Origin of the sequence: Streptomyces sp. NPDC048057, from assembly GCF_040653095.1 — a bacterium.
Classification (GTDB): Bacteria; Actinomycetota; Actinomycetes; order Streptomycetales; family Streptomycetaceae; genus Streptomyces.
This window is the reverse complement of the sequence record NZ_JBEZNF010000026.1, coordinates 38,893-65,219: the sequence shown is the minus strand read 5'-3', so window position 1 is coordinate 65,219 and position 26,327 is coordinate 38,893. Positions and strand designations below refer to the sequence as shown.

Here is a 26,327-nt window from a genome sequence, read left to right as displayed (position 1 = left end):
AGTCTCGGCCCCGGCGCCATCGACGCAGGGCGTGCCGCGCCGGTCAGTGGATCTCGGTGACCACCACGTCGAGCGACCAGGGCCGACCGGCGCGCGCCGGCGGCTCCACCTCGACCGCGTGCCCCAGGTCCCGCAGCGCCTCGACCAACTGCCCGGGCCCCTTGGGGCGGGCGCCCGCGACCAGCAGGTCCCGTACGATCCGGCCCTTCGTCGCCTTGTTGAAGTGGCTGACGACGGAACGCTTCTCGACGCCGTCCACCAACTGGGAGTGCAGCACCCGCACGGTGGCCGTCCGACCGGCGACCTCGCCCTTCGGCTTCCACGCCGCCGCGTACGCGGACGACCGCAGGTCCAGCACCAGCCCACCGCCCGCGGCCTCCGGCAGTGCCGCCTCCATCGGCTTGCGCCAGTGCGCACCCAGTGCGCCGAGCCCCGGCAGCTTCACCCCCATCGAGCAGCGGTACGACGGAATGCGGTCGCCCACCCGCACCGCGCCCCACAGCCCGGAGAACACCAACAGCGAGGCGCGCGCCCGACGTCGAGCCGCGGCGTCCAGCGTCGCCAGGCCCAGCGCGTCGTACAGCACGCCGGTGTAGACCTCCCCGGCGGGGCGGGCGCCGGCCGTGCGCAGCGCCGCGTTCTTCGTGACCTCGCCGCGCAGGCCCTCGCTCAGCCCCAGCACCTCCGCCGCCTTCGCCTCGTCCGCGGTGCACAGCGCCACCAACTCGTCCAGCACGGCGGCGCGCGCCTCGGCGAGCCCGGGCAGCGACAGCGACTCGGGCTTCAGCGGAGCGCCCCGCCCGGAAGCGGCCTTACCCTCCGACGGCGGCAACAGCACGAGCACGAACGATCTCCTCACGGACGCTGACGGGACGGACGGGGCCCGGAGCGGGCCCCGCGTCAGCGTACGCCCCCGGGGTGACCGGGCCGCCCGGGGAGGAGTACGGGCGGCCCGGCCCCGAGGCGGTCGACGGCACGGGCCGCCGACCAGTCCGGCTGCGGCTGGAAGCCGGCGGAGATGGCTCAGGTGGATCGAGCGGGTCGGACGGGTCGGACGGGTCGGGTAGATCGAGCGGGCCAAGCGGATCGCGCGCAAGCGGTCCGATGCGCGAGCACGGCCGGACGGGTACAAGCAGCCAGGCGGGCGGCAACGGCTGGGTGAACGGGCTCGGTGCCGGAGCCGGTGCCGGATGCTGCGTCGGATTCGGCGCCGTCCCGTGGGCGCGCCGCTGTCCCGCCCGGGCGGTGTCCGTGACGTTGGGGCGTCAGCGGACGTACACGCTCGAACCGAACTCCGACACCGCGCGCTCGTCTGGTGGGACCACCTCGACCACCCGCCCCGTGCAGTCCGCGCCGGTGAACACGTACACGTACTCGTCCGTTCTGTTGTCGACGAACAGCGGTCTGCGCGTGCTGTCGAAACAGCCGCTGGGGTCGTGGTGCACCACACCGTTGAGAATCAGGTCGCCGTTGGCGGCGAATGCGGACTGGGGGACGGCGACCGCGAGCGTCGCAGCGGCGACGAGGACTCCCAGCGTGCTGGCGAGACGGCGCATGGCGATACCTCCGGTGAACTCCAGGACCACGGGGGCTCGACAGCTCCAACCCCCCTTCGCCATCAACGTTAGGTATGCATCCCACCACCTACAGTCACTCGCAAGAGTGAACGCGGGGTTGCGCCCCTGCCCTCCCCGACGAACGCGCAGGCAGCCGCACCGCACCCCGCCCAAACCCCACTGGCGTACTGTCGCCATCCCGCCGCCGCCCCACGGCCCCGCCCGAGGCAGCGCGCCGCCGCCCGGCACCTGCCCCACCCCCACGAACGCCGCCCCACCCCACGCACCTCTCTCCCACCGCGCGACCCTGCCCGCCCCGCCCTACGCTCGACCCATGCCCCGCCGCGTGATGCACACCACCGGCGCAGCCGCAGAGGCGCTGCACGACGCGCTGCGCGACCTCCGGGCGGAACTCGGCGTTCCGACCGACTTCCCGGCCGCCGTGCTCGCCGAAGCCGACCGCACCGCCGCCGCGCCCCGGCTGCCCGACGCCGACGCCACCCACCTCCCCCTCTTCACCGTCGACCCGCTCGGCTCGCGCGACCTCGACCAGGCCATGCACCTGGCCCGCAGGGACGGCGGCGGCTACCGCGTCCACTACGCCATCGCCGACGTCGCCGCCTTCGTCGCGCCCGGCGGAACCCTCGACTCCGAAGCCCACCGCCGCGTCCAGACGCTGTACTTCCCGGACGGCACCGTCCCCCTGCACCCGCCCGCCCTCTCCGAAGGCGCCGCCAGCCTCCTGCCCGACCGCACCGTGCCCGCGCTGCTGTGGCGGATCGACCTCGACGCGGACGGCCGCACCGCCTCCGTCGACGTCCGCCGCGCCCTGGTGCGCAGCCGCGCCGCGCTCGACCACGCCACCGCCCAGTGCCGCATCGACGACGGCACCGCCGAGGAGTCCCTCGCCCTGCTCCAGGACATCGGGCTGCTGCGGGAGGCGCTGGAGCGCGCCCGCGGCGGCATCTCCCTCAGCGTCCCCGAGCAGGAGATCACCACGAGCGACGGCGGCTACGCGCTCGCGTACCGGGTGCCGCTGCCCGTCGAGAGGTGGAACGCACAGCTCTCCCTCCTCACCAACATGGCCGCGGCCGACCTCATGGCCGCGGCCGGCACCGGCGTCCTGCGCACGCTGCCGACCGCCCCCGTCGGCGCGGTCGCCCGGCTGCGGCTCACGGCGCGGGCCCTGCGCATCGACTGGCCGCACCACGTCTCGTACGCGGACCTCGTCCGCTCCCTCGATCCGCACGACCCCCGCGACGCCGCCTTCCTCCAGGAGTGCACCACGCTCCTGCGCGGCGCCGGCTACCACGTCTTCACCGGCGGTCGGCTGCCCGACCCGGCCGTCCACGCGGCCGTCGCCCACACCTACACCCACTGCACCGCGCCCCTGCGCCGGCTCGTCGACCGCTACGCGGGCGAACTGTGCGTCGCCGCCTGCGCCGGGAGCGGGGTGCCCGAGTGGGTGCTCACCGCGCTCGACGACCTGCCGGCCGAGATGACCGGGGGCGCCAGGCGCGCGGCTGCGGTGGAGCGGGAGTGCGTCGACCTCGTCGAGGCGGCGCTGTTGAACGGGCGGGTCGGCGAGGTCTTCGACGGCCAGGTGATCGACGTACGGGACGACGACCCGGCGACCGGCACGGTCCAGCTGCGCGACCCCGCGGTGGTGGCCCGGGTCACGGCGGACGGCGCCCGCGCCGGGTCGCTCCCGCTGGGCGAACCCCTGCGGGTACGGCTCACCAGGGCGGACCCCGCGGCCCGCCCCGGAACGGCGAGGGTCCTCTTCTCCGCCGTCTGAACCACCCGAGCCCCCGCCTCAGCCCGTCGCGCGCTCCGTCCGCTTCAGCGCCGCCAGCAGCGCCTGCGGATCGTCCGCGTGGAACCGGACCGTGTGCGCGGTGCCGGTCTTCCCCAGCGGTCGTAGGTACGAGATCGGCGCCGCCAGCTCCACCGCGAGCGTCGTCTGGCTGCCCACGACCAGGTCCAGCGAGCCGTCCTCGCGCGGCGCGATCGCCTGCCCGTCCGGGAACCGCCGGTCCAGCCGTACGCGCACGATGTCCTCGGCCGGTATCCGCAGGTCGAACAGTGCGCCGTAGCGCAGCCGCAGTGAACCGTCCGCGCCCACCACGTGCGGCCGGGCCACGCACGCAGCCAGGATGCCGACCATGACGACCAGCCCGTACAGGCCCAGGTACAGCGTGATCGCATGCACCAGCGGCCACGGGATCAGCAGCGCCAGCGCCACCGTCTCGACGATCGACAGCCCGACCCAGGACCACATCATCGCGGCCTGCGCGGAGTTGTAGCCGGCCGCGTGGTCGTCCGCGCCGACCCCGTGCCGGCGCCGCCGCACCCACAGCCAGATGCTGTACACCGAGCGGACCTCGTGCAGCGTCAGCCGTCGCACCACCCGCGGCACGAGCCGCCCGGCCGCCGTCCGCAGCGCCGGGCGCGGTGCCGCACCGTCGAGCCGGGCCCGCGCGTACAACCGTACGAACAGGGCGGACTCCACCGCCGCGGTGCCCAGCAGCAGTGCGATGGCGCCGGCGATCACCGCGGGGGCGACGCCGGCGCCGACGAGCGCCGCGACCAGGATGCCCAGCTCGACGGGGAGCAGCGTCCACAGCAGGACGCGCGTCTTGTGCCCGCGCTCCGTCACTGCCTCCTCCCTCACCGGGTTCTCCCTCACCGAGTCCTGATGCACCGCGTCTCCCTTCGCGACGTCCTTCACGACGTCCTCCGTGCGATCAACACGGCCACCATCTGCCGGACGACCTCGGCCTGGGCGGGGGAGAAGTCGGCGAACAGCGCCTCCGCGAGTCCGCCGTCCTCCAGCGGCTGGTCGCCCATCATCGCGACGAGTTCATCGGGCATGCAGGCGGCCAGCTCCGCGGCCAGGGGCGCCACGCGCGGATCGTCCCGTCCGGCGTCCGCCAACTCGTCCAGCTGCTCGTACAGGGCGTGCACCCGGGAGTTCGCCCCGCCCTCGGCGAGCGGACGCAGCGCGTCGAAGAGCGGCCCGCGGTCGGCGGGGTCCATGACCGCGTCCAGCAGCGCCAGGTGCTCGCGGTCCTTCGCGGCGATGGCGGAGTCGGTGGGCGCGAAGGCCCCCCACAGCCCGGCCAGCTCCGGCGACACGGGCCCCTCGACGGGCAGCGTCCCCGCGCGGGCCCGGTCGATCAGCTCGGCCAGCTTGCCCCGCTGCCGCGCGATCGCCTCCTGCTGGCGCGCCAGGTCCGCGTCCAGCTCCTCCAACACCTCCGCCAACTCGTGCCCGGCGTCGTCCGCGAGCACGTCCCGCACCTCCGCGAGCCCGAGCCCCAGCTCCGTCAGCCGCCGGATCCGCGCCAGCGTCACGGCGTGCTGGAGCCCGTAGCTGCGGTAGCCGTTCGGCAGTCGTTCCGGCTCCGGGAGCAGCCCGAGGTGATGGTAGTGGCGTACGGTGCGCGGGGTGACCCCGACGAGCGCTGCGAGCTCTCCGATCCTCATGCACCCAGTGGAAACGATGACGCTGCGGCAAGGTCAAGCGCGGCGCCCCGGGCGCGCCGCCGCCGGTCCGCGGGCGGGTAGCATGGTCGACACGGCAGACGAGCCGGGCGGACGGCCGCGTGAAGTCCTTCGGGCTTCCCGAGGAACGTCCGGGCTCCACAGGGCAGGGTGGTGGCTAACGGCCACCCGGGGTGACCCGCGGGACAGTGCCACAGAAAACAGACCGCCGGGGACCGTATCCGTACGGACTTCGGTAAGGGTGAAACGGTGGTGTAAGAGACCACCAGCGCCTGGGGTGACCCAGGCGGCTCGGTAAACCCCACTCGGAGCAAGGTCAAAAGGGGACGCGCAAGCGTCCCTGCGCGGACGTTCGAGGGCTGCCCGCCCGAGTCCGCGGGTAGACCGCACGAGGCCGGTGGCAACACCGGTCCTAGATGGATGGCCGTCGCCCCGACGACCGCGAGGTCCCGGGGCACAGAACCCGGCGTATGTCCCGACTCGTCTGTCGCTCAGGACCCCTGACCAGCTAAAACGCAGGTCAGGGGCCCTTTTTGTGTCCGGGGTGCCGGACGGCCCGCGCCGGGCGGCCCTTAGCCTGACCCCATGACGAAGATCCTGGTCAGTGCATGTCTGCAAGGAGTGCCCTGTCGGTTCGACGGGCGCGACAAGGCCGTGCCCGAGGTCGTCGAGGCGATCGGGGGGCGGGAGGTCGTGGCGTTCTGCCCCGAGGTCGCGGGTGGGTTGGAGACGCCGCGACGGCCCGCCGAGCTGGTGGGGGGCGACGGGCACGCGGTGCTCGACGGGGCGGCGCGGGTGGTGGACGACGAGGGGCGGGACGTCACGGGGGAGTTCGTCGCGGGGGCGCGGCGGGCCCTGGAGGTGGCGCGGCGGGCCGGGTGTGAGGAAGCGCTGTTGATGGCGCGGAGTCCGTCGTGCGGGCGGGGGGTCTTGTACGACGGGGGGTTCTCGGGGCGGCTCACGGAGGGGGACGGGGTCACCGCCGCGCTGCTCGGGCGGCACGGGATCGAGGTGCGGACCGCGCCGGGGGTGTGACGGGCGCCCGGGAGAAGGGTCTGGTACGCGTGCGATTTGCCGATTATTGTGCTTTGCGAGGTTTCTTGCTCCGGCCGGACGAAGGAGGCATCGCGTGCGGTCACTGCCCGCTCCCCGTACCGACGTGGCCCCGGGCCGCGGTGTCGATCAGCTCTGGGAGGTCAGCGTCGCCCCGGGCGGCGCGGGCCCGTACGTCCCGGGGGCGTCCGCCGCGCTCGGGCCCGAGCTGTTGCGGCGCGTCGTCGGGTTCGTCGTCGCGGGGCTGCCGGACGCGCGGTTCCTCTGGTGCGAGGACGGACGCTGGACGCGGTGCGCACTGGAGCGGCGGCCCGGGGCGCAGGCGCAGGTCGCGGTCGTGCTCAGTCCGCTCGACGGGCCTCCGGGCGGGCTGACCGCCCGGGAGATCGACATCGTGTCGCTGGTGGCGCTCGGGCTGTCGAACCGGGAGATCTCCAGCCGGCTCGGCACCAGCATCCGTACGGTCACCACCCAGGTCGAGCGGCTGCTGAAGAAGCTCGGGCAGGACTCCCGGGCCGGGGCGGGGGCCCTCGCCGTCGACCGGGACCTGATCCGGCTGCCGATCCCCGGCGGGGTCGAACAGAAGCCGGAGGCCAACGGCACCGACAGCAGCACCGACAGCAGCACCGACAGCATTCGGGTTCTTGACATCGAGCGGCACAGCGGCGGCGCCGCCGCGGCCGGGCTGCGCGCCACCGCCCGGGCCCACCGTCCGGGCCGGTCCCGGCGCCGGGAGACGCTGCGCATCGCCACCATCGCCGTCGGCGGGGCCTTCGCCGCCGACGGGCGCGAGACCGCGCAGGGCGCGGCGCTCGCCGCCCGCGACGTCAACACCCTCCGCAGCGACCTCGGGCAGGCCGTGGAGCACGTCACCGTGCACATCGACCCCCTCGACGACGCCTCGGTGCGCGCCGGACTCGCCGCGCTGGAAGAGGCCGACCCGGACGCCATCACTAGCAGCTACGCCAGCGCCCTGAGCTCCGCCGTCTTCGAGTTCGCCGCGGACTTCGGCCGTACCTTCCTGCACACCAACACCTGGACGCGGAGCGTGGCCGCCGTGCGCGAGGACCCGGGGCGGTACGGGCACGTCTTCCAGACCTGTCCCTCCGAGCCGACGTACCAGGCGGCGCTGCTGTCGTTCCTCGGTGGCTGCCCCTCCCGCGGCGAGCGCAGGCACCGGCTCGCCGTCGTCGAACTCGACGGTTACGGCTGCGCGGTCACCGACGACACCTTCGAAGCCCGGGTCGCGGCCGTCGGCTGGGAGGTCACCTCGACGCACCGGGTCGGTCTGACCGTGGACCGCGTCGACGACCTGGTCGCCGAGGCGCTCGCCGACCGGCCGGACGTCGTGGTGCTCTCGCACCTGTCCGTGGAGACCGCGGCCGAACTCCAGAACGCGATCACCCGCCACCACCCGGGCCAGCTCACGTACCACATCTACACGCCGTCGGTGCCCGGCTTCGCCCGGCGCATCGCCCACGACCCCGGCGGGCAGGTCATCTGGTCGACGGTCACCGGCCGGCCGGACGACCCGCTCGGACGGCGCTTCACCGCGGCGTACGCCCGTGCGTACGGCTCCGCGCCCGGTCGCAGCCAGGCGAGCGCCGCGTACGACCAGGTGCGGATGGTGCACGCCGCGCACGCCATCACGGGCTCGTTCAACCCGGCGGCGATCGGCGGGCACCTGCGGGAGTCCGCCTACCGCGGGGTGAACGGGACGTACCTCTTCGCGGACGCCGGGCAGTCGGTCACCGGTTATCCGTACGACTCCGTCGACCAGAGCCTGTCCCAGCCCACGCTGACCTACCGGCTGTCCGGGGCCGGGCAGGAGATCCTCGCGGTGACGCCCGGCCCGTGACCCCTCACGCCAGGCCCTTGAAGAAGGGGCGGTAGCCGTACGGCGCGCGGGGCGTGGTGCAGGGGTGGCCCAGCGCCAGGTGCATGATCTGCCGCTCCGGCTCGATCACGGCGCTGGCGACCGTGGAGCCCTGCTCCAACGCGTGCTCCGCCGGGTTCGGATGGCAGCACACCGCCTCGGGGAAGTTCCCGTGGTCGCTGAGCACCTCGTGCCAGCCGGCCACGGTCGGCTGCGGCATCCGCTCGGCCAACTCCAGGGTGCGTCCGCGCCGGAAGAGGGTGTCCGCCATCACGGTCGGGCCGAGGTCCGTGCCCGTGGACGCGAACGCCGAGTCGTCGCTGACGAAGTGGTTCGTGTGCACGAACAGCCCGCCGGGGCCCACCCGGTGGACGCTGACGTCGTCGGCGCCGCCGGGGCGCGTCTCCACGTCCACCGCCCGACCGTCGCCCACCAGGAGGTAGTTCGCCGACGACGAGCGGTGCGCGGAACGCAGCTTCTCCTCGGCCGCCTCCAGCGACTCCGACTCCAGCAGGGCCCGCAGCAGCAGGTGGTACGGCATCCCCGGGCTGCCCACGTCCAACGACGTGACCAGGGCGTTCGTCAGTACGGTCAGACCGGCGGAGTTCATCCCGAACTTGGCCAGCAGCCCGGCCTCCACCACCGAGACCCAGCGCGGGCCGTTCGTCGGCTCCGTCTCCAGGACCACGACGGTGCCGTGGGCGAAGGGGATCCAGTCCCAGTTCTGCCCGACGACCGGCTCCGGGCCGCGCAGGTCCGCGAACGCGGTGCACTCGGGCGGCGCGGTCGGTCCGGCCGCGCCCGCGGCGATCTTCCGCGCCTTGCCGGAGAAGAGGATCTCGGTGCGCAGGTTGAGCGCGAGGACGTCGGGGAAGGTGACGCCCGCGCCCTCCGCGATGCCCTGCATCTCCTCCAGGTGATCGGCGTCGAACGCCGCGATCACCGGGACGAAGGTCTCCGCGAGGGCGGTCGCCGCGTCCCACGAAACGTCCGCGAACTTCGCGTACACGCGCTCGTAGTGCTCCAGCGACCGCAGGACCTGCGTGCGGGTGGTGGTGCCGTACTGCCGTCCGCGGTCCAGCGGGCTGCCGCTGGTGCGTACGAACAGGGGCTCGGCCGGCAGACCTCCGGCGTTCTGCGACTCGGCGTTCGGTTCCGCGGTCATGACGCGCTCTGTCCTCCATCCACGGCGATCACGGTGCCGCTGACGTACGCGGCCTGGTCGGACGCGAGGAACAAGCAGACCTGCGCGACCTCTTCAGCCGTACCCAGCCGGCGGGCCGGAATGCGCCGCAGCACCTGGGCGAAGGCGTCCGGGTTCCCCGAGACGGTGGTCATGGGGGTGTCGATGACGCCGGGCGCCACCGCGTTGCACCGGATGCCGTACGGCCCCCACTCCACCGCGAGTTGGCGGGTGAGCGCCTCCACCGCGCCCTTGCTCGCGCTGTACGCGGCGCTGGGCTCGCCCGCGTCGCCGCGGGCCGCCGCGATGCTGGACATCAACGTGATGCTGCCGCCGGTCGCGGAGGTCCGCATCCGCTCCGCCGCAGCGGCGGCGACCAGCAGCGAGCCGCGCCCGTTGACGTCCATCACACCGTCCCAGTCGGCCGCGGCGGTCGCGGTGGCCTCCTTGAAGCGGTAGATCCCGGCGCAGTGCACCACGGCGTCCGGGGCGCGCGAGCCCCACGCCTCGTCGACGCGGCGGAAGGCGTCGCGCACGGAGTCCCCGTCCGTGACGTCGCAGGGGAAGGTGACGGCGCCGGTGCCGTCGGCCGCCGCGGTGGCCTCGGGCATCAGGTCCAGTCCGATGACGGTCCAGCCCCGCTGGAGCGCGAGGGCGGCGGTGGCCCGGCCGATGCCCGAGCGGGCCCCGGTGACGACGAGTCGCTTCATGAGGTGAGCACCCCTCCGTTGACGTTGACGGTCTGCCCGGTCACGTACGCCGCGCCGGACAGCAGGTGGTGGACGGCGTCGGCGACGTCCGCGCCGGTGCCGTGCCGGCCGAGCGGCACCTGGGCGACGACCCGGGCGCGCTCCTCGTCGAAGGTCCGGCCGGTGCGCCGGGCGCGGGAGCGCAGCTCCTCGCGGTGCATCTCGGTCATCACGTAGCCGGGGGCGACCGCGTTGACGGTGAGGCCCGGGATCTCCTGCGCCAACTCCACCGACAGCGTGCGCATCAGGGAGCCGACCGCCGCCTTGGCGGCGCTGTAGGCGCCGGCGCCGGGCGTCGGCTGCTGGGCGAAGAGCGAGCCGATGACGACGATCCGGGGCCGGTCGGAGCGCGCGAGCGCGGCCCGTACGGCCCGGACGCCGTGCAGCACCCCGAAGAAGTTGACGTCGAGGACCTGCTGGACCTGCGCGTCCGGGGTGTCCAGCAGCGGGGTCTCGGGCCCGCCGACCGCGGCGTTGGCGACGAAGGCGTCGATACGGCCGAAGGCGCCGAGCGCGGCCTCGACGACGGCCGCAGCGTCCGCGGGGTCGGCTGCGTCGGCCACGAGTCCGAGGGCCCGTTCGCCGCCGAGGGCGTCCGCGACCCGGGCGACGTCGGCGTCCACGTCGGTGAGGACGACCTGCCACCCCTCGTCGAGGAGTCGGCGGGCGACGTCGTGGCCGATGCCGCGGGCGGCACCGGTGACCACGGCGGTACGCGTTGTCACGACGGCACCTCCGCGCCTTGGGCGACGCCCGTGGCCGCGCGGGTGGCGGCGGCGACCTCGGAGCCGGTGGCGAACCAGATCCGGTCCCGGTCGTACGCCCCCGTCGCCATCAGGAACTTCTCCAGCATCCGCAGCCGCCCCGGCCGCCCGATGATCTGCGGATGGACGGTGAGCGTGACCAGCCCGCCGGCCTCGTGGATCGCGGACGCCTCTTCGCTCCACAACTCCATGACCTCCCGCGAGGAGCGGATGGTCCGGTCCCAACTGGTCGCGTCGAACCAGAAGTGCGGTGCGTCGTCCAGCGACCAGTGGACCGGGACTTCGACCAGATCGTGGGTCGCGTGGATGTAGGGATTGATCGCGTCCATCATGTTCGACGAATAGCTGAAGTCGTTCTCGACCAGCAGGTCGAGCGTGTGGGGACTGATGTCCCAGGAGGGCGAGCGGTACCCTTCGATCCGCTCGGCGAAGGACCGCAGGACCGCAAGGCCCCGGGACAGCTCCTCGGCCTCCTCGTCCCGCGCCATCAGATGCGGGGAGCGGTGGCTGTATCCATGGTGCCCGATTTCATGGCCCCGGGCGACGATGGATTCGATGATCCGCGGATGCCTTTCGGCATCGCGACCGCAGACGAAGAAAGTGGCGGGCAGCGAGAGCCGGTCCAACATGTCCAGCAGCGCAGGTACGGCGATTTCCGCGCCGTATCGGGCCTGGGAAAGGACTCCCGGGCGGGCCGCGTTCGCGGGGTCCTCGGCGAGCCACAATTCCTCGGCGTCGAAGTCGACCGTCAACGCCATTGCCGCGCTACAGCCAGCAGGCCACATAGGGGTCCTCTCTCCATTGCGGGGATCTGGGCCACGGTAACGGCGAGGGCACCTTCGGCGAACTCCGTAAGATTACGTATGTCCGTCCTGGCCTGGGGTTTGCCACTCTTCGGGAATCGATGGATCCCCCGTTGAACCCGACGGGCGCGGAGAGGAAAAGAGCCGGTGTCCAGTACCACCACTGAAAATGCGCCTCGGCTGACGCGCGTACTGCGGTTGCCCGCGATCGTCCTGTTCGGCCTCACCTACATGTCGCCCGTCGCGGTCTTCACCACTTACGGCATCGTGAATGACGAAACGGGCGGACACCTGCCCGCGGCCTATGTGCTGGCACTCGGCGTGATGCTGCTGACGGCACACAGTTACGGGCGGATGGTGCGCAGCTATCCGACGGCGGGATCGGCCTACAAGTACTCGCAGAAGGTCTTCGGCGGCCACGTCGGCTTCCTCACCGGCTGGACGCTGATGCTGGACTACCTCTTCCTGCCGATGGTGTCCTTCCTGCTCGCCGGCATCTATCTGCACGCGCAGTTCCCCGGGGTGCCGCAGGGCGTCTGGAGCGTGCTCGTGCTCCTCGTGGTGCTGGTGTTCAACGTGCTGGGCGTGAAGTTCGTCAGCCGGATCACCGCACTGATCATGGGTGTGACGGGGCTGCTGCTGGCCGTGTTCGTCTTCGTCGGCGGTGCGAAGTCCGAGGTGGCGGCGGGGGACCTGTTCCAGTCCTTCGTGCCGGCGTCCGACCAGTGGTCGCTGCTCGCCGGCGGCGCGGCGATCCTGGCGCTGAGCTTCCTCGGCTTCGACGCGGTGTCCACGCTCGCGGAGGAGGCCCACGAGCCGCGGCGGACCGTGCCCCTCGGCATCATCCTGACCACGGCGATCGGCGGCGGGCTGTTCATCCTCGTCGCCTGGATCGGCTCCCTGGTCCGCCCCGACGGGCAGTTCACCGACCCGGACTCGGCGGGCGCCGAACTGATGGAGACGATCGGCGGCAGCGGGCTGAGCGCCGCGTTCACCGCGGTCTACGTGCTGGGCTGCTTCGGCTCCGCGATGGTCTCGCAGGCGAGCGTCTCCCGGATCATCTTCTCCATGGGGCGCGACGGGCTGCTGCCGCGGCGCGTCTTCGGACGGCTGCACCCGCGCTTCGGCACCCCCGTCGGTGCGCTCGTGATGGTCTCGGCCGTCGCCTGCCTCTCCGTGGTCCTCACCCTCGATCAGGCCGTCGTCATGATCAACTTCGGTGCGCTGGCGGCGTTCTCCATGGTCAACCTGAGCGTCGTCAAGCACTACCTCTTCGGCGCCGGCCGCGGCCCGCTCACCGCGAGGTCCCTGCTGGTCAACGGAGTCCTGCCGGGCCTCGGCTTCGCCACCACGGTGTGGCTGTGGACCAGCCTGACGGGCACGACCTTCGTCGTCGGCCTGGTGTGGATGGGCGCGGGGCTCGTCATCCTCGCGATCACCACCCGCTTCTTCACCCGGCAGCCGCCCGAGCTGCACATGGACGGGGCGGAGGACGGCCGGCCGACCCCGGAGGAGGGTCAGGTCGCACCGCTCGACTCCCCGGAGACGACGCCCACCCGCTGACGTACGAGGCAGGCACCGCGGCGCGCGTGCCGCGCCCCCGCGACGGGGTGCGGCACGCGCGCGTCGCCGTCGTCCTACGCGGGCGCCAGCGCCTCCTCGGCGGGCACGCCCCGGGCCGGCTCGGTCCGCAGGCTCTTCAGCAGCACCACCAGGGCCGTGCTCACCAGCGTGCCGGCCACGATCGCGACCAGGTACAGCCAGGGGTTGCCGATCAGCGGCACCACGAACACGCCGCCGTGCGGTGCGCGCAGGGTGCAGTCGAACGCCATGGACAGCCCGCCGGTCACCGCGCCGCCCGCCATGGCCGCCGGGATCACCCGCAGCGGATCGCCCGCGGCGAACGGGATCGCGCCCTCGGTGATGAACGAGGAGCCCAGCACCCACGCCGCCTTCCCGTTCTCCCGCTCGGCCCGGGTGAACAGCCGGGCCCGCACCACCGTCGCCAGCGCCATCGCCAGCGGCGGCACCATGCCCGCGGCCATCACCGCCGCCATGACCTTCAAGGAGCCCTCGTTCGGGGCGGCGAGCCCGCCGACGGCGAAGGCGTACGCCACCTTGTTCAGCGGGCCGCCGAGGTCGAAGCACATCATCAGGCCCAGCACCACGCCCAGGGTCACCGCGCCCTCGCCGGAGAGCCCCGACAGCCAGTCGGTGAGCGCCTCCTGCAACTCGGCCACCGGCCTGCCCACGACCAGGAACATCAGGAAGCCGACGGCGGCGGACGACACGAGCGGGATCACGACGACCGGCATGACGCCCCGCAGCGGGGCCGGCACCCGCACCCGTCTCACCGCCAGCACGACGCCGCCCGCGATCAGGCCGGCGATCAGCCCGCCGAGGAAGCCCGCCTCGATGGTGAGCGCGACGGCGCCGCCGACGAAGCCGGGGGCGAGACCGGGCCGGTCGGCCATGCCGTACGCGATGTAGCCGGCGAGCACCGGCACCAGGAAGCCGAAGGCCAGCCCGCCCGTCTGGAACAGCAGCGCGGCCCAACTGGCGCTCTCCGTCCAGGCGAAGTGCTCGGCGACGGACTTCGCCCCGTTGATCTCGTGGCCGCCGATCGCGAAGGCGAGGGCGATCAGCAGACCGCCGGCCGCGACGAACGGGACCATGTAGCTGACGCCGCTCATCAGCCAGGTGCGCAGCCGGGTGCCGTAGCCGTCGCCGGGCTCGCCGGCCGCATCCACCGGAGCGCCCGCGGTGGCGGTCGGCTCGGCCACCTCGCCGCGCTCCGCCCTGGCCCGCACCTCGTCGATCAGCTGGCCGGGCCGGTCGATGCCGGCCTTCACGCCGACGTCGACGGCGGGCTTGCCGGCGAAGCGCGCCCGCTCCCGTACGGGCACGTCGTGTGCGAAGACGACCCCGTCGGCCGCCTTGATGAGAGCGGGGTCCAGCCGGGTGAAGCCGGCCGAGCCCTGGGTCTCGACGTCCAGGTGCACGCCCCGGTCCTCGGCGGCGCGCTGGAGCGCCTCGGCGGCCAGATAGGTGTGTGCGATGCCGGTGGGGCAGGAGGTGACCGCCACGATCCGGAACGACGGCGCGTCGACCGGTCGGCTGGCGGCGTCGTCGCTCGCGTCGTCGGGGGAGTCGGTGCAGACGGCGGTGGGCACGCGGTCCGACGCGAAGTCGTGCCGGGTGTCCGACGGTCCGTCGGCGCCCTTCGTGGAGCCTTCGGCGTCGCCGCGCAGCAGGGCAGCCGCGGCTGCCGGGTCGGCCACCCGGCGCAGCGCGTCCGTGAAGGCCCCGTCCACCAGGCGGCGGGCCAGCCCCGACAGGATCGTCAGATGGGCGTCGTCCGCGCCCGCCGGCGCCGCGATGAGGAAGATCAGGTCGGCGGGCCCGTCCGGCGCCCCGAAGTCGATGCCCGAACCGGTGCGGCCGAAGGACGTCACGCGCCGGCCGAACGCCAGCGTCGGCTCGGTGACGTGGGCGCTGCGGGCGTGCGGTACGCCGATGCCGCCCTCCAGACCCGTCGGCAGCCGGGCCTCGCGCGCCGCCACGTCCGCGAGGAAGCCCTCGACGTCGGTGATCCGGCCGCGCGCCGCCATGCGTTCGGTCAGGGAGCGGACCGCCGCCTCCCTCGTGGTGGCGGCCAGGTCGAGGTCGACCAGGTCCGCGGTGATCATCTCGCTCATCGCGGGCTCCCTTGCTCCGTGAGTGCCTTGGTCAGCGGGGCGTCCCGGGTCACGGTGACGGCCTTGGGCGCGAGGTCGGCCGGGGTCGGCATCAGGCTGCCGGCGAGCTGGACGGCCGCGGCGCCGTGCGCGACGGCCGCCGCCAGCGCCGCTGCGCCCTCCCCGCCCGCGGCGAGGAAGCCGGCGAGCGAGGCGTCGCCCGCGCCGACGTCGCTGCGCACGGCGCCCACCGCGGCGTGCCCGTACCGGACGCCGTCCTCGGTGACCAGGACCTGGCCGTCCGCGCCGAGGCTGGCGAGCACCGCGCCCGCGCCCAGCGCGCGCACCTCATCGGCCGCGGTGACGACGTCCCCGACGGTGCGCAGGGTGCGGCCGACGGCCTCGGCGAGTTCGTGGACGTTCGGCTTGACCACCTCGGGGCGCGCGCGGAGGGCCGCGAGCAGCGCCGGTCCTGAGGTGTCGACGGCGACGCGGGCGCCGGCCGCGCGGGCGCGCGCGACGAGGGTGGCGTACCACTCGGGGCGCACCCCGCGCGGCAGGCTGCCGCAGCAGGCGACCCAGGCGCGTGACGCCGACGCCAGGGACAGCACCTCGGTCAGCAGGGCGTCCGCCTCGGTCGCCGACAGCTCGGGACCGGGCGCGTTGATCTTCGTCAGGGTGCCGTCGGGCTCGGCGAGCGCGACGTTCGACCGGGTCACGCCGGTGACGGGCACGCTCGCCACCGCGATGCCCTGCTCGACGAGGAGGCGGGCGACGAGCGCGCCGGGGGCCCCGCCGAGCGGCATGACGGCAACGGTGCGACGGCCGGCGGCGGCCACGGCCCGGGAGACGTTCACGCCCTTGCCCCCGGGGTCCATGCGCTCGGTCGCCGCCCGCAGCACCGCGCCGCGCGCCAGCGCGGGCACCTCGTACGTACGGTCCAGGGACGGGTTCGGGGTGACGGTGACGATCACGCGCGGACGACCTCCGTGCCGCCGGCCGCGATGCCCGCCGCGTCCTCGGGGGAGAGGCCGGTGTCGGTGATCAGCAGGTCCACGTCCGCGAGGTCGCCGAAGCGGGCGAAGTGCTCCGCCCCGTGCTTGGTGGAGTCGGCCAGCAGCACCACCCGCCGGGCGGCGGTCAGCAGCGCCCGCTTGACGGCGGCCTCGGCGAGGTCGGGGGTGGTGAGGCCGTGCGCGGTGGAGAAGCCGTTGGCGCCGAGGAAGACGACGTCGGCGCGGACCTCGCCGTACGCGCGCAGCGCCCAGGCGTCGACCGCGGCGCGCGTGCGGTGCCGGACCCGGCCGCCGACCAGGTGCAGATCGATCCCGGGGTGGTCGGCGAGGCGCACGGCCAGCGGCAGCGCGTGGGTGACGACGGTCAGCGAGCGCTCCAGCGGGAAGGCGGCGGCGAGCCGGCCGACCGTGGACCCCGCGTCGAGGACCACGCTGCCGTCCTCGGGGAGTTCGGCGAGGGCGGCGCGGGCGATGCGGTCCTTCTCGTCCGCCGCGGTGGCCTCGCGTTCGGAGAGGTCCGGTTCGAAGTCCAGCCGGCCGGTGGGGATGGCGCCGCCGTGGACCCGGCGGACGAGTCCGGAGCGGTCCAGCGCCTTCAGATCGCGTCGGATGGTCTCCGCGGTGACCTGGAACTCCTCGGCGAGCGAGAGCACGTCGACACGTCCGCCCGCGCGGGCGAGCCGCAGGATCTCTTGCTGCCGCTCCGGTGCGTACATGTGGGATTGCATCCGTTCCATGTCCGAACATGTGGTTTCGATGCACGGTACGGCGCGGTGTCCGGGAAGTAAACACAACTGGGCGCGGGGCGGGGACGCGGGGCGCACCGCTGGGCCGCCCGCCTCTTCCGCCTGGTGACGCTGGGCTCCCGGCCGTACGCCGTTGGCCCATCTGACGGCCGACTGACCGGGCTTGTGACGAGGCCCTAGGCGCGGGTGCAGCGGCCCTTGGGCTCGTCCAACGGCGGACGGCACTGGAGGGGGAAGTCCCCCGGACGCTTGCTCAAGAAGCGCCCGAAGCAGTCGTTCGCCGACGGCATGCCGCGGTCCTCGCAGTACGCCAGCGCCGCCTTGCCGTTCTTGAACGGGCCGGGCGCGTAGAAGATCCAGTAACCCGGGCGCAGGGACGCGTAGTCGTCGCTGCGCACGTACTTCACGTCCGGCACGATCTGCCGGATCCGTGCCAGCTTCTCGTCCCGGGAGGCCGGGCCCGTGGACGTCGGCTCCGACAGCACCTGGGCGATCCACTGCCCGCCGGCCGGCGGTCTGGCCGGGGGGACGGGGTTCGCCGGGCTGTTCCCGGGGCCGGATCCGGGCGGCTGCAACGGCGAGGGGTTCTCCTCGGACGGCCGCGGCGACGACGTGGCCCCCGTCGACGTGGACGCCCCGACGTCCGGCGCACCGGAGGCGCCGTCCGCCCCCTTGTCGTCCTGGCGCAGCGTCAGGACCAGCGCCGTCCCCAGCGCGACCGCCACGACCGTGGAGACCGCGGCGACGATCAGGGGCATACGGCTACGGGCGCGCCGCGCAGGCGGAGCGGACGCCGCAGCAGCGCGCCCGGAGGTCGGTGGCGGCCCCTGCGCCGGGACGGGAACCGGGGCCGGAGCCGGGGCGCGGTGTCCGACGTGCGTACGGGCCGAAGCGCCCGGGTGCGCGACGCCGTGGTGCGCCGGGTACGCGCTCTGCACCGGCGCCGGTGCCGCGGACCGCGCCCATCCCTGCGGGGCCCCAGCCAGCGTGGCCGCTCCGGACTCCACCTGCACGAGCAGTGCGTCCAGCCGGGCCGCGTCCGGCCGTTGCGCCGGGTCCCGCACCAGCAGCGCCCCGAGCGCCGGCGCCAGCGGCCCCGACCGCACGGGCGCCGGTATCGGATCGTCGAGGACCGCCGCCAGGGTGGCGAAGGTGTTGTCGCGCCGGAGCGGTGAGACGCCCTCCACACAGGCGTACAGCACCAGGCCCAGGGACCACAGGTCCGACGCCGGGTCGTCGTTCTGGCCGCGGATCCGCTCCGGCGCCATGTACTCCACCGTGCCGACCAGCTCACCGGTCTGCGTCAGCGAACTGCTCCCCTGGAGGGCCGCGATGCCGAAGTCCGTGAGCACCGCGACCCCGTCGGGCCGCAGCAGCACGTTCGCCGGCTTCACGTCCCGGTGCTGGATGCCGGCCGCGTGCGCCGCGTGCAGCGCCGACAGCATCTGCCGGCCGACCCGCGCGGCCTCCACGGGGGACAGGGTCCCCTCGTGCAGGCGCTGTTGGAGCGAGCCGCCCGGCACCAGCTCCATCACGATCCAGGGGTGCGGATCGGCGACCACGATGTGGTGCACGGTCACCACGTGCGGATGGCTCAGCCGGGCCAGCGCCCGGGCCTCGCGCAGCACCCGCTCCCGTACGGCGTCGGACGCGGCGGCATCGGGGCGCACGGCCTTCAGGGCGACCTCGCGGTGCAGCGCGCTGTCCCACGCCCGCCAGACCGTCCCCATGCCGCCGCTGCCCAGTGGCTCGACCAACTCGAACCGGTCGTCGACCACGTCCCCCGGTGCGTTCATGGGGAACACCCTAGGTGGTGCCCATGACGCCCCACCGCCGGCCCGGACGTCGTTCCCCTCCGGTTGTGACGCCCTTGTGGACGGCCCGTGGAGGCGGTTTTCAGGTGCGTCGGTCGCGGTCGTAGCGGGCGTAGCGCCGGGCCAGCGCGTGGAACGCCTCCTTCGGCTCCCAGTGCCAGTCCGACGCCGGGTCGGCCGGTTCGTCCTTGATCGGCTTCACGATCGCGTACGACGCCAGGTCGAGGTCGTGCCGCGGGGAGTCGGCGCGGTGCGGGGCGTCCGCCGTGAGGAACTCGAAGGCCATCGCCGCGTACAGTCCCATCTCCTCGAAGACGTCCAGCAGTTCGCTCACGTACGCGGCCTGGGTGCGCTCGCTGCGCACCGGGTTCCCCACGATCTCGGGCGGCTGCTTGGTGTGGTCGACCACGTCCCACCCCATGCCGCCGGTCTGCGGCGCCCCCTCGTACGCGCACGTCCCGAACTCCGTGATCGCCAGCGGCTTGCCCCACCGCAGGTGCTTCCGCAACTCGCGCACATGGCTCTCGCGGCGCGGGAAGGCCGAGTAGTAGTCGATGCCGACGACGTCGAAGAGGTTCCAGTCGACCCGGTCGTCCTGGGCCGCGGCGTAGCCGAGCGGCCCGCGGAAGACGGACCGGCCGACGGCCGCGGCGCGGGCCGTGAAGGCGTCCAGCTTGCGCTGCATGTCGACGAAGTCGACGGTGCCGTCCTGGAGGTTCTTGATCCGGTCCAGCACGGTCTCGCCCGGCACGATCCCCGGTACGAGCAGCCAGAACTCGCAGCCCACGCTGAGGTGGACGTCCGCGCCCTGCCGACGCAGCCGCTCCGCGTGCCGCCCCGTCTCCGCGAGGTGGTCCAGCGTCTCCTGCTGCGGGCGGTCGCTGAGGGTGGGCTCCAGCCAGACGTGGAGGCCGCGCTCGACCGCCTCGGACGCGGTCGCGGTCAGCCGGTCCACGCCGTCGCCCGTCACCTTCACGGAGTTCGCGTGCAGGTCCCGGGCGATGGCCCGCAGGTCGCTGCGCATGCGGCGGGCGCTCCAGGCGGTGCCGGGGGTTTCGCCGGGGACGAGGGTGTAGCAGACGCTGCGGTAGCGCACGCCGCGCCGGGGAGGGGGTGCGGCGGCGGCCGTCCCACCGGCCGCCCCCAGCGGGACGGCGGCCCCCACGGCCCCCGCCGCCGCCAGGAACTGCGCCCTGCTGATCCCGCCGCGACGGTTGTGCGCCGTGCTTCCGTGGCTCACGATGTGCCCTCCCCTGGGTTGGTTGCCGCCCCAAGTCTGGGGCGGGGGAAGGGGGTTGCGGGTCGGTCGATGGTCTGCGGTCGGGTGACGAAGGGATGAGCGTTCGGCCGCCGGGCCGCGACCAAAGGAGCACGCTCTGCGGAAGCTTCCCGCGCAGCTGTGCCCCCCCCCAGCTACTCCACCCGCCGTTTCCCTGCGGAAGGCATTGACGTCTGCGGGCCGTCCGTGCGGACGGCCCGTAGCGACCAACGCGCCGCAGTGCTACGGCGGGTACGTCACGTGGCGCTGGAGGCCGTGCAACGGGCTCGCGGTCACGAGAAGGCGCGGTGGGACACCTCGTCGACGTGGCGGTGGAACACCGCCTCCGCGTCCGGCGTCAGCGTCCGCAGCGCCACCATCGCCGTGAGGATCACGTCGCACAACTCCGACTCCACGTCCCGCCACGTGTGCGAGTGCCCCTTCCGCGGGTTCTGCCCCGTCGCGCCGATGACCGCCTGGGCCGTCTCCCCGACCTCCTCCGCCAGCTTCAGCACCCGCAGCAGCACCTCCTGCTCGGCGGGGCGGTCGTTCGCCGCGTCCAGCCAGGCGCGCAGGCGTTCGACGGTGGGCCAGATGGCGTCGGGGGCATCGATCTCGTCCATGGGCGGCAAGACTGCCACGGCGCCGTCAACCCCGCCCGACGTACGGCATCGTCGTCGCCATCACCGTTGCGAACTGCACGTTCGCCGACAGCGGCAGCTCCGCCATGTGCAGCACCGTGCGGGCCACGTCCGCCACGTCCATCACCGGTTCTGCCGCCGTCTCCCCGTTGGCCTGGAGGATCCCGGCCGTCATGCGCTCCGTCATCTCGGTCGCCGCGTTCCCGACGTCGATCTGCCCGCAGGCGATGGAGTACGGGCGGCCGTCCAGGGACAGGGAGCGCGTCAGGCCGGTGACCGCGTGCTTCGTCGCGGTGTACGGCGCGGAGTGCGGGCGCGGCACGTGCGCGGAGATCGAGCCGTTGTTGATGATCCGACCGCCCTGTGGGGACTGGTCGCGCATCATCCGGAACGCGGCCTGTGCGCACAGGAACGAGCCCGTCAGGTTCACGTCGACGACGCGGAGCCAGTCCTCGTGCGTCAGGTCCGCGAAGGCGACCCCGCGCGGCCCCGACGCACCCGCGTTGTTGAACAGCAGGTCGACACGTCCGCAATCCCGGCTGACGGTGGTGAAGAGCGTGGTCACATCTGCGGGTGACGTCACATCCGTGGGAACGCACAGCACGTTCCCGCCCGCCAACGACGCCGTCTGCGCCAGCGCGTCCGCCCGCCGTCCGGCCACCGCGACCGACCAACCCGCGCCCGCCAGCGCCAGGGCCACGCTCCGGCCGATCCCGGAGCCGCCGCCCGTCACCACCGCGACCTTCGCCCCCGTGGGCTGAGTGTTCATGGGGCCGGAGCGTAGCCCCGTACCCCGCCGCCCCGCACGCGCGCCGGGACGTCATCGGGCCGTCATCCGCCGGCCCCGTGTTCGACGGCACCGGGACGCCCGCTGCCACTCCCATGCGGAAGGACAACCGCCGCAAGGGGAGGGGCCACCACCCATGAGACCCACGCATCCGGACGAACTCCGCGCAGCCGCACGACACATCGGGGCCGCGATCGGCCGCCGTCGGATCCTCACCGCCGCGGGCGCCGCCGCCGTCCTCGCCTTCACCACCAACCTGCCGGGCAGCGCGCACGCCGCCGCGGCCGACGCCGCCGCGCTGAAGGCCGACCCCTTCACGCTGGGCGTCGCCTCGGGGGACCCGCAGCCCAGCTCCGTCCTGCTGTGGACCCGGCTCGCGCCGCGCCCGTACGAACCCGGCAGCGGGCTGCCGCGCGGCACGTACACCGTCCGTTGGGAGGTGGCGCACGACGCCCGCTTCACCAGGGTCGCGCGGCGCGGCACCGCCACCGCGCACCCCGAGGTGCACCACAGCCTGCACGTCGAGGTGACCGGGCTCGACCCGGACCGGGTGTACTACTACCGCTTCCGCACCGGGACGTGGCTCAGCCCCGTCGGCCGCACCAGGACCGCGCCCGCCCGCGACGCCCGCGTCCGGGAGCTGCGGTTCGCCGCCGTCTCCTGCCAGGCGTACCACGACGGCTACTTCACCCCCTACGCGCACCTCGCCGCCGAGGAGCTCGACGCCGTCTTCCACCTCGGCGACTACCTGTACGAGTACGCCGTGAACGCCACCGGCGGCGCCCGCGCCTACACCGACCGCCGGCTGCCCACCCGCTTCAACCGCGAGACGACGACCCTGGAGGACTACCGGCTGCGCTACGGCCTCTACCGGACCGACCCCGATCTGCAGGCCGCGCACGCCGCCCACCCCTTCGTCCTGACCTGGGACGACCACGAGACGGAGAACAACTACGCGGGCGGCGACCCGGAGAACGACGTGCCCCCGGAGGAGTTCCTGCTGCGCCGCGCCGCCGCCTACCGCGCGTACTGGGAGAACCAGCCGCTGCGGATGCCGCAGCGGCCCACCGGCCCGGACATGAAGCTGTACCGGCGGCTGCACTTCGGGCGGCTGGCGCAGTTCGACGTCCTCGACACCCGGCAGTACCGCTCCAACCAGGCGTACGGCGACGGCTGGCAGGTGCCGGGACCCGAGTCGCAGGACCCGGCGCGGACCATGACCGGCGAGCGCCAGGAGCGCTGGCTGTTCGACGGCTGGCAGCGCTCCGACGCCCGCTGGAACGTGGTGCCGCAGCAGGTCGTGTTCGCCCGCAGGCGCGACGTGCCGTCGGACGCGCACCGGCTGAGCATGGACGCCTGGGACGGCTATCCGGCGTCGCGGGACCGGGTGCTCGCCGGGGCGCGGGCGGCCGGCGTGGAGAACCTGGTGGTCCTCACGGGCGACGTGCACGTCGGCTACGGCTTCGACCTCAAGGAGGACTGGGACGACCCCACCTCGCGCACCCTCGGCACCGAACTCGTCGCCACCTCCATCAGCAGCGGCCGGGACGGCGCGGACCGGCCCGCCAACTGGGAGACCCTGACCCGGGCCAATCCGCACCTGCGGTACTACAACGGTCGCCGCGGCTATCTCACCGTCACGCTCGGCGAGGAGGCGGCGCGGGCGGACTTCCGCACGGTGCCCGCCGTGACGGTGCCGGGCGCGCCGATCGGCACCGCGGCGTCGTTCGTGACGCTCGCCGGGGACCCGGGCCTGCATCCGGCGTGACGCCCGTGCCCCCTTCGCCCCCGGCGGGCTGAGAACATGGGCGGCACACCTACCCAGCGGAGGATCCATGACCAGGCCGGAGAGCGGCCCGACCGGCACGGCGGGGAACGAAGGCGACATACCCGACGGGGGCCCGGCCCCCGCTGCCCCGGTCGCCGCGGTCCCGGCCCCCGCGGCTCCGGACCCCGTGGTCCCGGTTCCCACGGTCGACGAGGCCGTGGTCCCGGGGCCGGCCCGGTCGCCGGAGGACCCCCCGCTCCGACACGTCCAAGGGGGCGTCGCCGCCCGTCGCGTCGGTCTGCTGGTCACCCTGGTGCTCGGCGGGCTCACCGCCCTCCCGCCGCTCTCCATGGACATGTACCTCCCGGCGCTGCCCGCCGTCACCGACGCGCTGGCAGCGCCGGCCTCGACCGTCCAACTCACCCTCACCACCTGCATCGCCGGCCTCGCGCTCGGCCAGCTCGTGGTGGGTCCCATGAGTGACAAGTGGGGCCGACGGGGCCCGCTGCTGGTCGGCATGGTCGTGTACGTCGTCGCCACCGCGCTGTGCGCCGTCGCCCCGGACGCCACGCTGCTCGTCGTCTTCCGCCTCCTCCAGGGGCTGTCCGGCGCCGCGGGCATCGTGATCGCCCGCGCCGTCGTCCGCGACCTGTACGAGGGCGTCGAGATGGCCCGGTTCTTCTCGACCCTGATGCTGGTCTCCGGCGTCGCCCCGATCGTCGCCCCGCTGATCGGCGCGCAGGTGCTGCGCTTCACGGACTGGCGCGGCATCTTCGTCGTCCTCACCGTCGTCGGCGTCCTGCTGACCGCGGTCGCCTTCACCTGGCTCCCCGAGACCCTGCCGCGCGAACGCCGGCACGGCGGCGGCGTGCGACCCGCCCTGCGCACCATGCGCGGACTGCTCGGCGACCGGGTCTTCACCGGCTACGTGCTCACCGGCGGGCTCTCCTTCGCGGTGCTGTTCGCCTACATCACCGCGTCCCCCTTCGTCATCCAGGAGATCCACGGCGCCTCCACCCAGACCTACAGCCTGCTCTTCGGCCTCAACTCGATCGGCCTGATCGCCGTCGGCCAGCTCAACGGCCGGGTCCTCGCCGGCCGGGTCAGCCTGGACAAGGCGCTCGGCGTCGGCCTCGCCGTGATCGTCCTCGCCGGCGTCGCCCTGGTCCTGATGACGGCGGGCGCCTTCGGCGACGTCGGGCTGGTGGGGATCGCCAGCGGACTCTTCGTGATGATGGCCGCGCAGGGCCTGATCATGCCGAACACCAACGCCCTCGCCCTGATGCGCACCCCGCACGCGGCAGGCTCCGCGTCCGCGCTGATCGGCACGTCCTCCTTCCTCCTGGGCGCGCTCGCCTCGCCCTTCGTCGGCATCGCGGGCGAGGCCACGGCGGTCCCCATGGCCGTCGTCCAGCTCGGCTGCGCCCTGGCGGCGGTCTGCTGCTTCCTGCTCCTGTGCCGCCCCTGGGGGCGCCCGGGAGGCAAGGAGAACGAGCTTGCGGGGGGACCTAGAATCGATCGGTGAGCGACACCCCCTCCACCACCGACGCGCTGCGCGCCGCCCTCGCCGGGCTGATCGACGAACTGCCCCCGACCCGGGCCGCGCAGGCCGTCGACCGGCTGATCGCCAGCTACCGCGGCCAGACGCCCACCGACGCACCCGTGCTGCGCGACCGCGCCGACGTGCTGGCGTACGCGGCGTACCGGATGCCGGCGACGTACGAGGCGGTACGGGCGGCGCTGGACGCGCTGCGGGACGCCGCCCCCGACTGGGCGCCCGCCACCCACACCGACGTCGGCGGCGGCACGGGCGCGGCGAGCTGGGCGGTCGCGGGCGCGTGGGGGAGCGGCGGGGCCGCCCCCGTCGCCACCACCGTCCTGGACTGGGCCGAGCCGGCGCTGGCGCTGGGGCGGGAGCTGGCGGCCGGCTCGGACGTGCCGGGGCTGCGCACCGCCCGCTGGCAGCGCTCCCGCATCAGTGCGGCGCTCCACATCGAGAGCACCGATCTCGTCACGGTGTCGTACGTCCTCAAGGAACTCACCGAGGACGACCGCGCGGCCGTCGTCGCCGAGGCCGCCCGCGCCGCCCGCGCCGTCGTGATCGTCGAGCCCGGCACCCCCGACGGCTACCAGCGGATCATCGCCGCCCGGGACCGGCTCGTCGCCGCCGGCTTCACCGTCGCGGCCCCCTGCCCCCACAGCGACGCCTGCCCCATCGCCCCCGGCACGGACTGGTGCCACTTCTCCGCCCGCGTCAGCCGCTCCTCGCTGCACCGCCGGATCAAGGGCGGATCGCTGGCGTGGGAGGACGAGAAGTTCAGCTACGTCGTCGCCACCCGCTTCCCCGTGCGCCCCGCCGCCGCCCGGATCACCCGCCGGCCCCAGATCCGCAAGGGCCTGGTCCTGCTGGACCTGTGCACCGCGGCCGACGGCCTCGACCGGGTCACCGTCACCAAACGACAGGGCGCCACCTACAAGGCCGCCCGCGCCGCCGACTGGGGCGAGGAGTGGCCGGCGCCGGAAGCCTGACCGACGATGGGACGAGGAGCGCCCGCCGCCCGGGCCCGCCCCGGCACCGGGTGCACGCCCACCGGGCCCGCCGAGGTCACGACGTCACGACGGAGGCAGAGGTGTCCGAGGAAACCGCGACCTTCCCCACCGATCCCGAGGCCCCCGGCCCGACCGAGCCGAACCGCCGCGTCGTCGTCGGCGTCGACGGCTCCCCCTCCTCCAAGGAGGCGCTCCGCTGGGCCCTGCGCCAGGCCGCACTCGTCCACGGCGGGGTCGACGCCGTGATGTCCTGGCAGTTCCCGCCGTACTACGGATCCCTCGGCTGGACCCCGCCAACCGGGGACTACGACCCCGCCGCCGTCGCCGAGAAGGTGCTCAAGGACTCGGTGGCCGAGGTGGCGGGCCCGAGCCCGGCCGTGCCCGTACGCGCCCACGTCGTCCACAGCACGGCCGCGGACGCGCTGCTGAGCGCCGCAGTCGACGCGGAACTGCTCGTCGTCGGCAGCCGGGGCCACGGCGGCTTCGTCGGGGCCGTCCTGGGCTCGGTCGCCCAGCACTGCACCCAACACGCCCCCTGTCCGGTGGTCGTCGTCCGCGGCCCCGGCACCTCCTGAGGCC

General features: G+C 74.0%; 23 protein-coding genes and 1 other RNA gene. 9 read left to right on the top strand and 15 right to left on the bottom strand.

All coding sequences use genetic code 11. The features are described 5' to 3' along the window. Positions 1–43: 43 nt before the first annotated feature. Positions 44–844, bottom strand: a complete 801-nt coding sequence (gene yaaA / locus AB0E05_RS27605) for a peroxide stress protein YaaA (RefSeq protein ID WP_361968228.1) — start codon at positions 842–844, stop codon at positions 44–46. A 421-nt stretch (positions 845–1,265) separates the two neighbouring features. Continuing rightward, positions 1,266–1,619, bottom strand: coding sequence for a hypothetical protein (locus AB0E05_RS27600; RefSeq protein WP_361968226.1), 354 nt, complete (start codon positions 1,617–1,619; stop codon positions 1,266–1,268). 271 nt (positions 1,620–1,890) lie between these two features. Between AB0E05_RS27600 and AB0E05_RS27595 the strand changes: the two genes are divergently transcribed. Beyond that, the gene (locus AB0E05_RS27595) at positions 1,891–3,354 is read left to right on the top strand and encodes an RNB domain-containing ribonuclease (RefSeq protein WP_361968224.1); all 1,464 of its coding nucleotides are present in this window, start codon (positions 1,891–1,893) and stop codon (positions 3,352–3,354) included. A gap of 18 nt (positions 3,355–3,372) precedes the next feature. Here AB0E05_RS27595 and AB0E05_RS27590 read toward each other — a convergent pair whose 3' ends face one another. After that, positions 3,373–4,230: a hypothetical protein gene (locus AB0E05_RS27590; RefSeq protein WP_361968222.1), complete on the bottom strand. Its 858-nt coding sequence runs from the start codon at positions 4,228–4,230 to the stop codon at positions 3,373–3,375. 53 nt (positions 4,231–4,283) lie between these two features. After that, complete coding sequence (locus AB0E05_RS27585) at positions 4,284–5,045, bottom strand: MerR family transcriptional regulator (protein WP_361968220.1); 762 nt, start codon at positions 5,043–5,045, stop codon at positions 4,284–4,286. 99 nt (positions 5,046–5,144) lie between these two features. Between AB0E05_RS27585 and rnpB the strand changes: the two genes are divergently transcribed. From rnpB to AB0E05_RS27570, 3 genes are all read left to right on the top strand, one after another. Continuing rightward, an RNA gene (rnpB, locus tag AB0E05_RS27580) (RNase P RNA component class A) lies at positions 5,145–5,550 on the top strand. Between the two features lie 98 nt (positions 5,551–5,648). Beyond that, positions 5,649–6,098: a DUF523 domain-containing protein gene (locus AB0E05_RS27575; protein WP_361968218.1), complete on the top strand. Its 450-nt coding sequence runs from the start codon at positions 5,649–5,651 to the stop codon at positions 6,096–6,098. Between the two features lie 94 nt (positions 6,099–6,192). Beyond that, entirely contained in the window at positions 6,193–7,974 is a 1,782-nt protein-coding gene (locus AB0E05_RS27570) for an ABC transporter substrate-binding protein (protein ID WP_361968216.1), read from the top strand. Positions 7,975–7,978: 4 nt separating this feature from the next. On the opposite strand, the gene AB0E05_RS27565 is transcribed toward AB0E05_RS27570, so the two are convergent. From AB0E05_RS27565 to AB0E05_RS27550, 4 genes are read right to left on the bottom strand one after another with little or no spacing between them, the layout of a single operon-like run. Further along, positions 7,979–9,157, bottom strand: coding sequence for a C45 family peptidase (locus AB0E05_RS27565; RefSeq protein WP_361968214.1), 1,179 nt, complete (start codon positions 9,155–9,157; stop codon positions 7,979–7,981). Then, complete coding sequence (locus AB0E05_RS27560; protein WP_361968212.1) at positions 9,154–9,885, bottom strand: SDR family NAD(P)-dependent oxidoreductase; 732 nt, start codon at positions 9,883–9,885, stop codon at positions 9,154–9,156. The genes AB0E05_RS27565 and AB0E05_RS27560 overlap by 4 nt, the downstream gene beginning before the upstream one ends. Then, the gene (locus AB0E05_RS27555) at positions 9,882–10,649 is read right to left on the bottom strand and encodes an SDR family oxidoreductase (protein ID WP_361968210.1); all 768 of its coding nucleotides are present in this window, start codon (positions 10,647–10,649) and stop codon (positions 9,882–9,884) included. Before AB0E05_RS27555 ends, AB0E05_RS27560 begins: the two co-directional genes overlap by 4 nt. Further along, a complete protein-coding gene (locus AB0E05_RS27550; RefSeq protein ID WP_361968208.1) occupies positions 10,646–11,446 on the bottom strand; it encodes a polysaccharide deacetylase in 801 nt (266 codons plus the stop codon). The genes AB0E05_RS27555 and AB0E05_RS27550 overlap by 4 nt, the downstream gene beginning before the upstream one ends. A 192-nt stretch (positions 11,447–11,638) precedes the next feature. Between AB0E05_RS27550 and AB0E05_RS27545 the strand changes: the two genes are divergently transcribed. Further along, positions 11,639–13,054 (top strand): APC family permease, encoded by a 1,416-nt coding sequence (locus AB0E05_RS27545; RefSeq protein WP_361968206.1) that lies wholly within the window; start codon positions 11,639–11,641, stop codon positions 13,052–13,054. A 74-nt stretch (positions 13,055–13,128) separates the two neighbouring features. Here the strand turns inward: AB0E05_RS27545 and AB0E05_RS27540 are convergent, their stop codons facing one another. The 7 genes from AB0E05_RS27540 to AB0E05_RS27510 all read right to left on the bottom strand — a co-directional run bounded on the left by AB0E05_RS27540 (position 13,129) and on the right by AB0E05_RS27510 (position 21,412). Next, positions 13,129–15,189 (bottom strand): fructose-specific PTS transporter subunit EIIC, encoded by a 2,061-nt coding sequence (locus AB0E05_RS27540; protein ID WP_361968204.1) that lies wholly within the window; start codon positions 15,187–15,189, stop codon positions 13,129–13,131. After that, on the bottom strand, positions 15,186–16,142 hold the full coding sequence (pfkB, locus tag AB0E05_RS27535; RefSeq protein ID WP_361968202.1) for a 1-phosphofructokinase: 957 nt from the start codon (positions 16,140–16,142) through the stop codon (positions 15,186–15,188). Before pfkB ends, AB0E05_RS27540 begins: the two co-directional genes overlap by 4 nt. Next, the gene (locus tag AB0E05_RS27530) at positions 16,139–16,900 is read right to left on the bottom strand and encodes a DeoR/GlpR family DNA-binding transcription regulator (protein ID WP_361968340.1); all 762 of its coding nucleotides are present in this window, start codon (positions 16,898–16,900) and stop codon (positions 16,139–16,141) included. The genes pfkB and AB0E05_RS27530 overlap by 4 nt, the downstream gene beginning before the upstream one ends. A gap of 206 nt (positions 16,901–17,106) precedes the next feature. Beyond that, the gene (locus AB0E05_RS27525) at positions 17,107–18,726 is read right to left on the bottom strand and encodes a protein kinase (RefSeq protein ID WP_361968200.1); all 1,620 of its coding nucleotides are present in this window, start codon (positions 18,724–18,726) and stop codon (positions 17,107–17,109) included. A 100-nt stretch (positions 18,727–18,826) separates the two neighbouring features. Beyond that, positions 18,827–19,984, bottom strand: a complete 1,158-nt coding sequence (locus tag AB0E05_RS27520; protein WP_361968198.1) for an abortive phage infection protein — start codon at positions 19,982–19,984, stop codon at positions 18,827–18,829. Positions 19,985–20,295: 311 nt separating this feature from the next. Then, positions 20,296–20,625, bottom strand: coding sequence for a MazG-like family protein (locus AB0E05_RS27515; protein ID WP_361968196.1), 330 nt, complete (start codon positions 20,623–20,625; stop codon positions 20,296–20,298). A gap of 25 nt (positions 20,626–20,650) precedes the next feature. After that, entirely contained in the window at positions 20,651–21,412 is a 762-nt protein-coding gene (locus AB0E05_RS27510) for an SDR family oxidoreductase (protein WP_361968194.1), read from the bottom strand. Between the two features lie 154 nt (positions 21,413–21,566). Here AB0E05_RS27510 and AB0E05_RS27505 point away from each other — a divergent pair, with 154 nt between their 5' ends. The 4 genes from AB0E05_RS27505 (at position 21,567) to AB0E05_RS27490 (ending at position 26,323) form a co-directional block, all read left to right on the top strand. Continuing rightward, positions 21,567–23,198, top strand: coding sequence for an alkaline phosphatase D family protein (locus AB0E05_RS27505; protein ID WP_361968192.1), 1,632 nt, complete (start codon positions 21,567–21,569; stop codon positions 23,196–23,198). A 67-nt stretch (positions 23,199–23,265) separates the two neighbouring features. Beyond that, a complete protein-coding gene (locus AB0E05_RS27500; protein ID WP_361968190.1) occupies positions 23,266–24,723 on the top strand; it encodes a multidrug effflux MFS transporter in 1,458 nt (485 codons plus the stop codon). After that, on the top strand, positions 24,720–25,727 hold the full coding sequence (locus AB0E05_RS27495) for a small ribosomal subunit Rsm22 family protein (RefSeq protein WP_361968188.1): 1,008 nt from the start codon (positions 24,720–24,722) through the stop codon (positions 25,725–25,727). Before AB0E05_RS27500 ends, AB0E05_RS27495 begins: the two co-directional genes overlap by 4 nt. Positions 25,728–25,828: 101 nt before the next feature. Then, complete coding sequence (locus AB0E05_RS27490; RefSeq protein WP_361968186.1) at positions 25,829–26,323, top strand: universal stress protein; 495 nt, start codon at positions 25,829–25,831, stop codon at positions 26,321–26,323. The last annotated feature ends 4 nt before the right edge of the window (positions 26,324–26,327 follow it).

Coding starts and splice junctions, on each gene's coding strand:
- AB0E05_RS27600 (WP_361968226.1), bottom strand. CDS start 1,619: ATGGCGAAGGGGGGTTGGAGCTGTCGAGCCCCCGTGGTCCTGGAGTTC.
- AB0E05_RS27595 (WP_361968224.1), top strand. CDS start 1,891: ATGCCCCGCCGCGTGATGCACACCACCGGCGCAGCCGCAGAGGCGCTG.
- AB0E05_RS27585 (WP_361968220.1), bottom strand. CDS start 5,045: ATGAGGATCGGAGAGCTCGCAGCGCTCGTCGGGGTCACCCCGCGCACC.
- AB0E05_RS27575 (WP_361968218.1), top strand. CDS start 5,649: ATGACGAAGATCCTGGTCAGTGCATGTCTGCAAGGAGTGCCCTGTCGG.
- AB0E05_RS27565 (WP_361968214.1), bottom strand. CDS start 9,157: ATGACCGCGGAACCGAACGCCGAGTCGCAGAACGCCGGAGGTCTGCCG.
- AB0E05_RS27560 (WP_361968212.1), bottom strand. CDS start 9,885: ATGAAGCGACTCGTCGTCACCGGGGCCCGCTCGGGCATCGGCCGGGCC.
- AB0E05_RS27550 (WP_361968208.1), bottom strand. CDS start 11,446: ATGGCGTTGACGGTCGACTTCGACGCCGAGGAATTGTGGCTCGCCGAG.
- AB0E05_RS27540 (WP_361968204.1), bottom strand. CDS start 15,189: ATGAGCGAGATGATCACCGCGGACCTGGTCGACCTCGACCTGGCCGCC.
- AB0E05_RS27530 (WP_361968340.1), bottom strand. CDS start 16,900: ATGTACGCACCGGAGCGGCAGCAAGAGATCCTGCGGCTCGCCCGCGCG.
- AB0E05_RS27525 (WP_361968200.1), bottom strand. CDS start 18,726: ATGAACGCACCGGGGGACGTGGTCGACGACCGGTTCGAGTTGGTCGAG.
- AB0E05_RS27515 (WP_361968196.1), bottom strand. CDS start 20,625: ATGGACGAGATCGATGCCCCCGACGCCATCTGGCCCACCGTCGAACGC.
- AB0E05_RS27510 (WP_361968194.1), bottom strand. CDS start 21,412: ATGAACACTCAGCCCACGGGGGCGAAGGTCGCGGTGGTGACGGGCGGC.
- AB0E05_RS27505 (WP_361968192.1), top strand. CDS start 21,567: ATGAGACCCACGCATCCGGACGAACTCCGCGCAGCCGCACGACACATC.
- AB0E05_RS27500 (WP_361968190.1), top strand. CDS start 23,266: ATGACCAGGCCGGAGAGCGGCCCGACCGGCACGGCGGGGAACGAAGGC.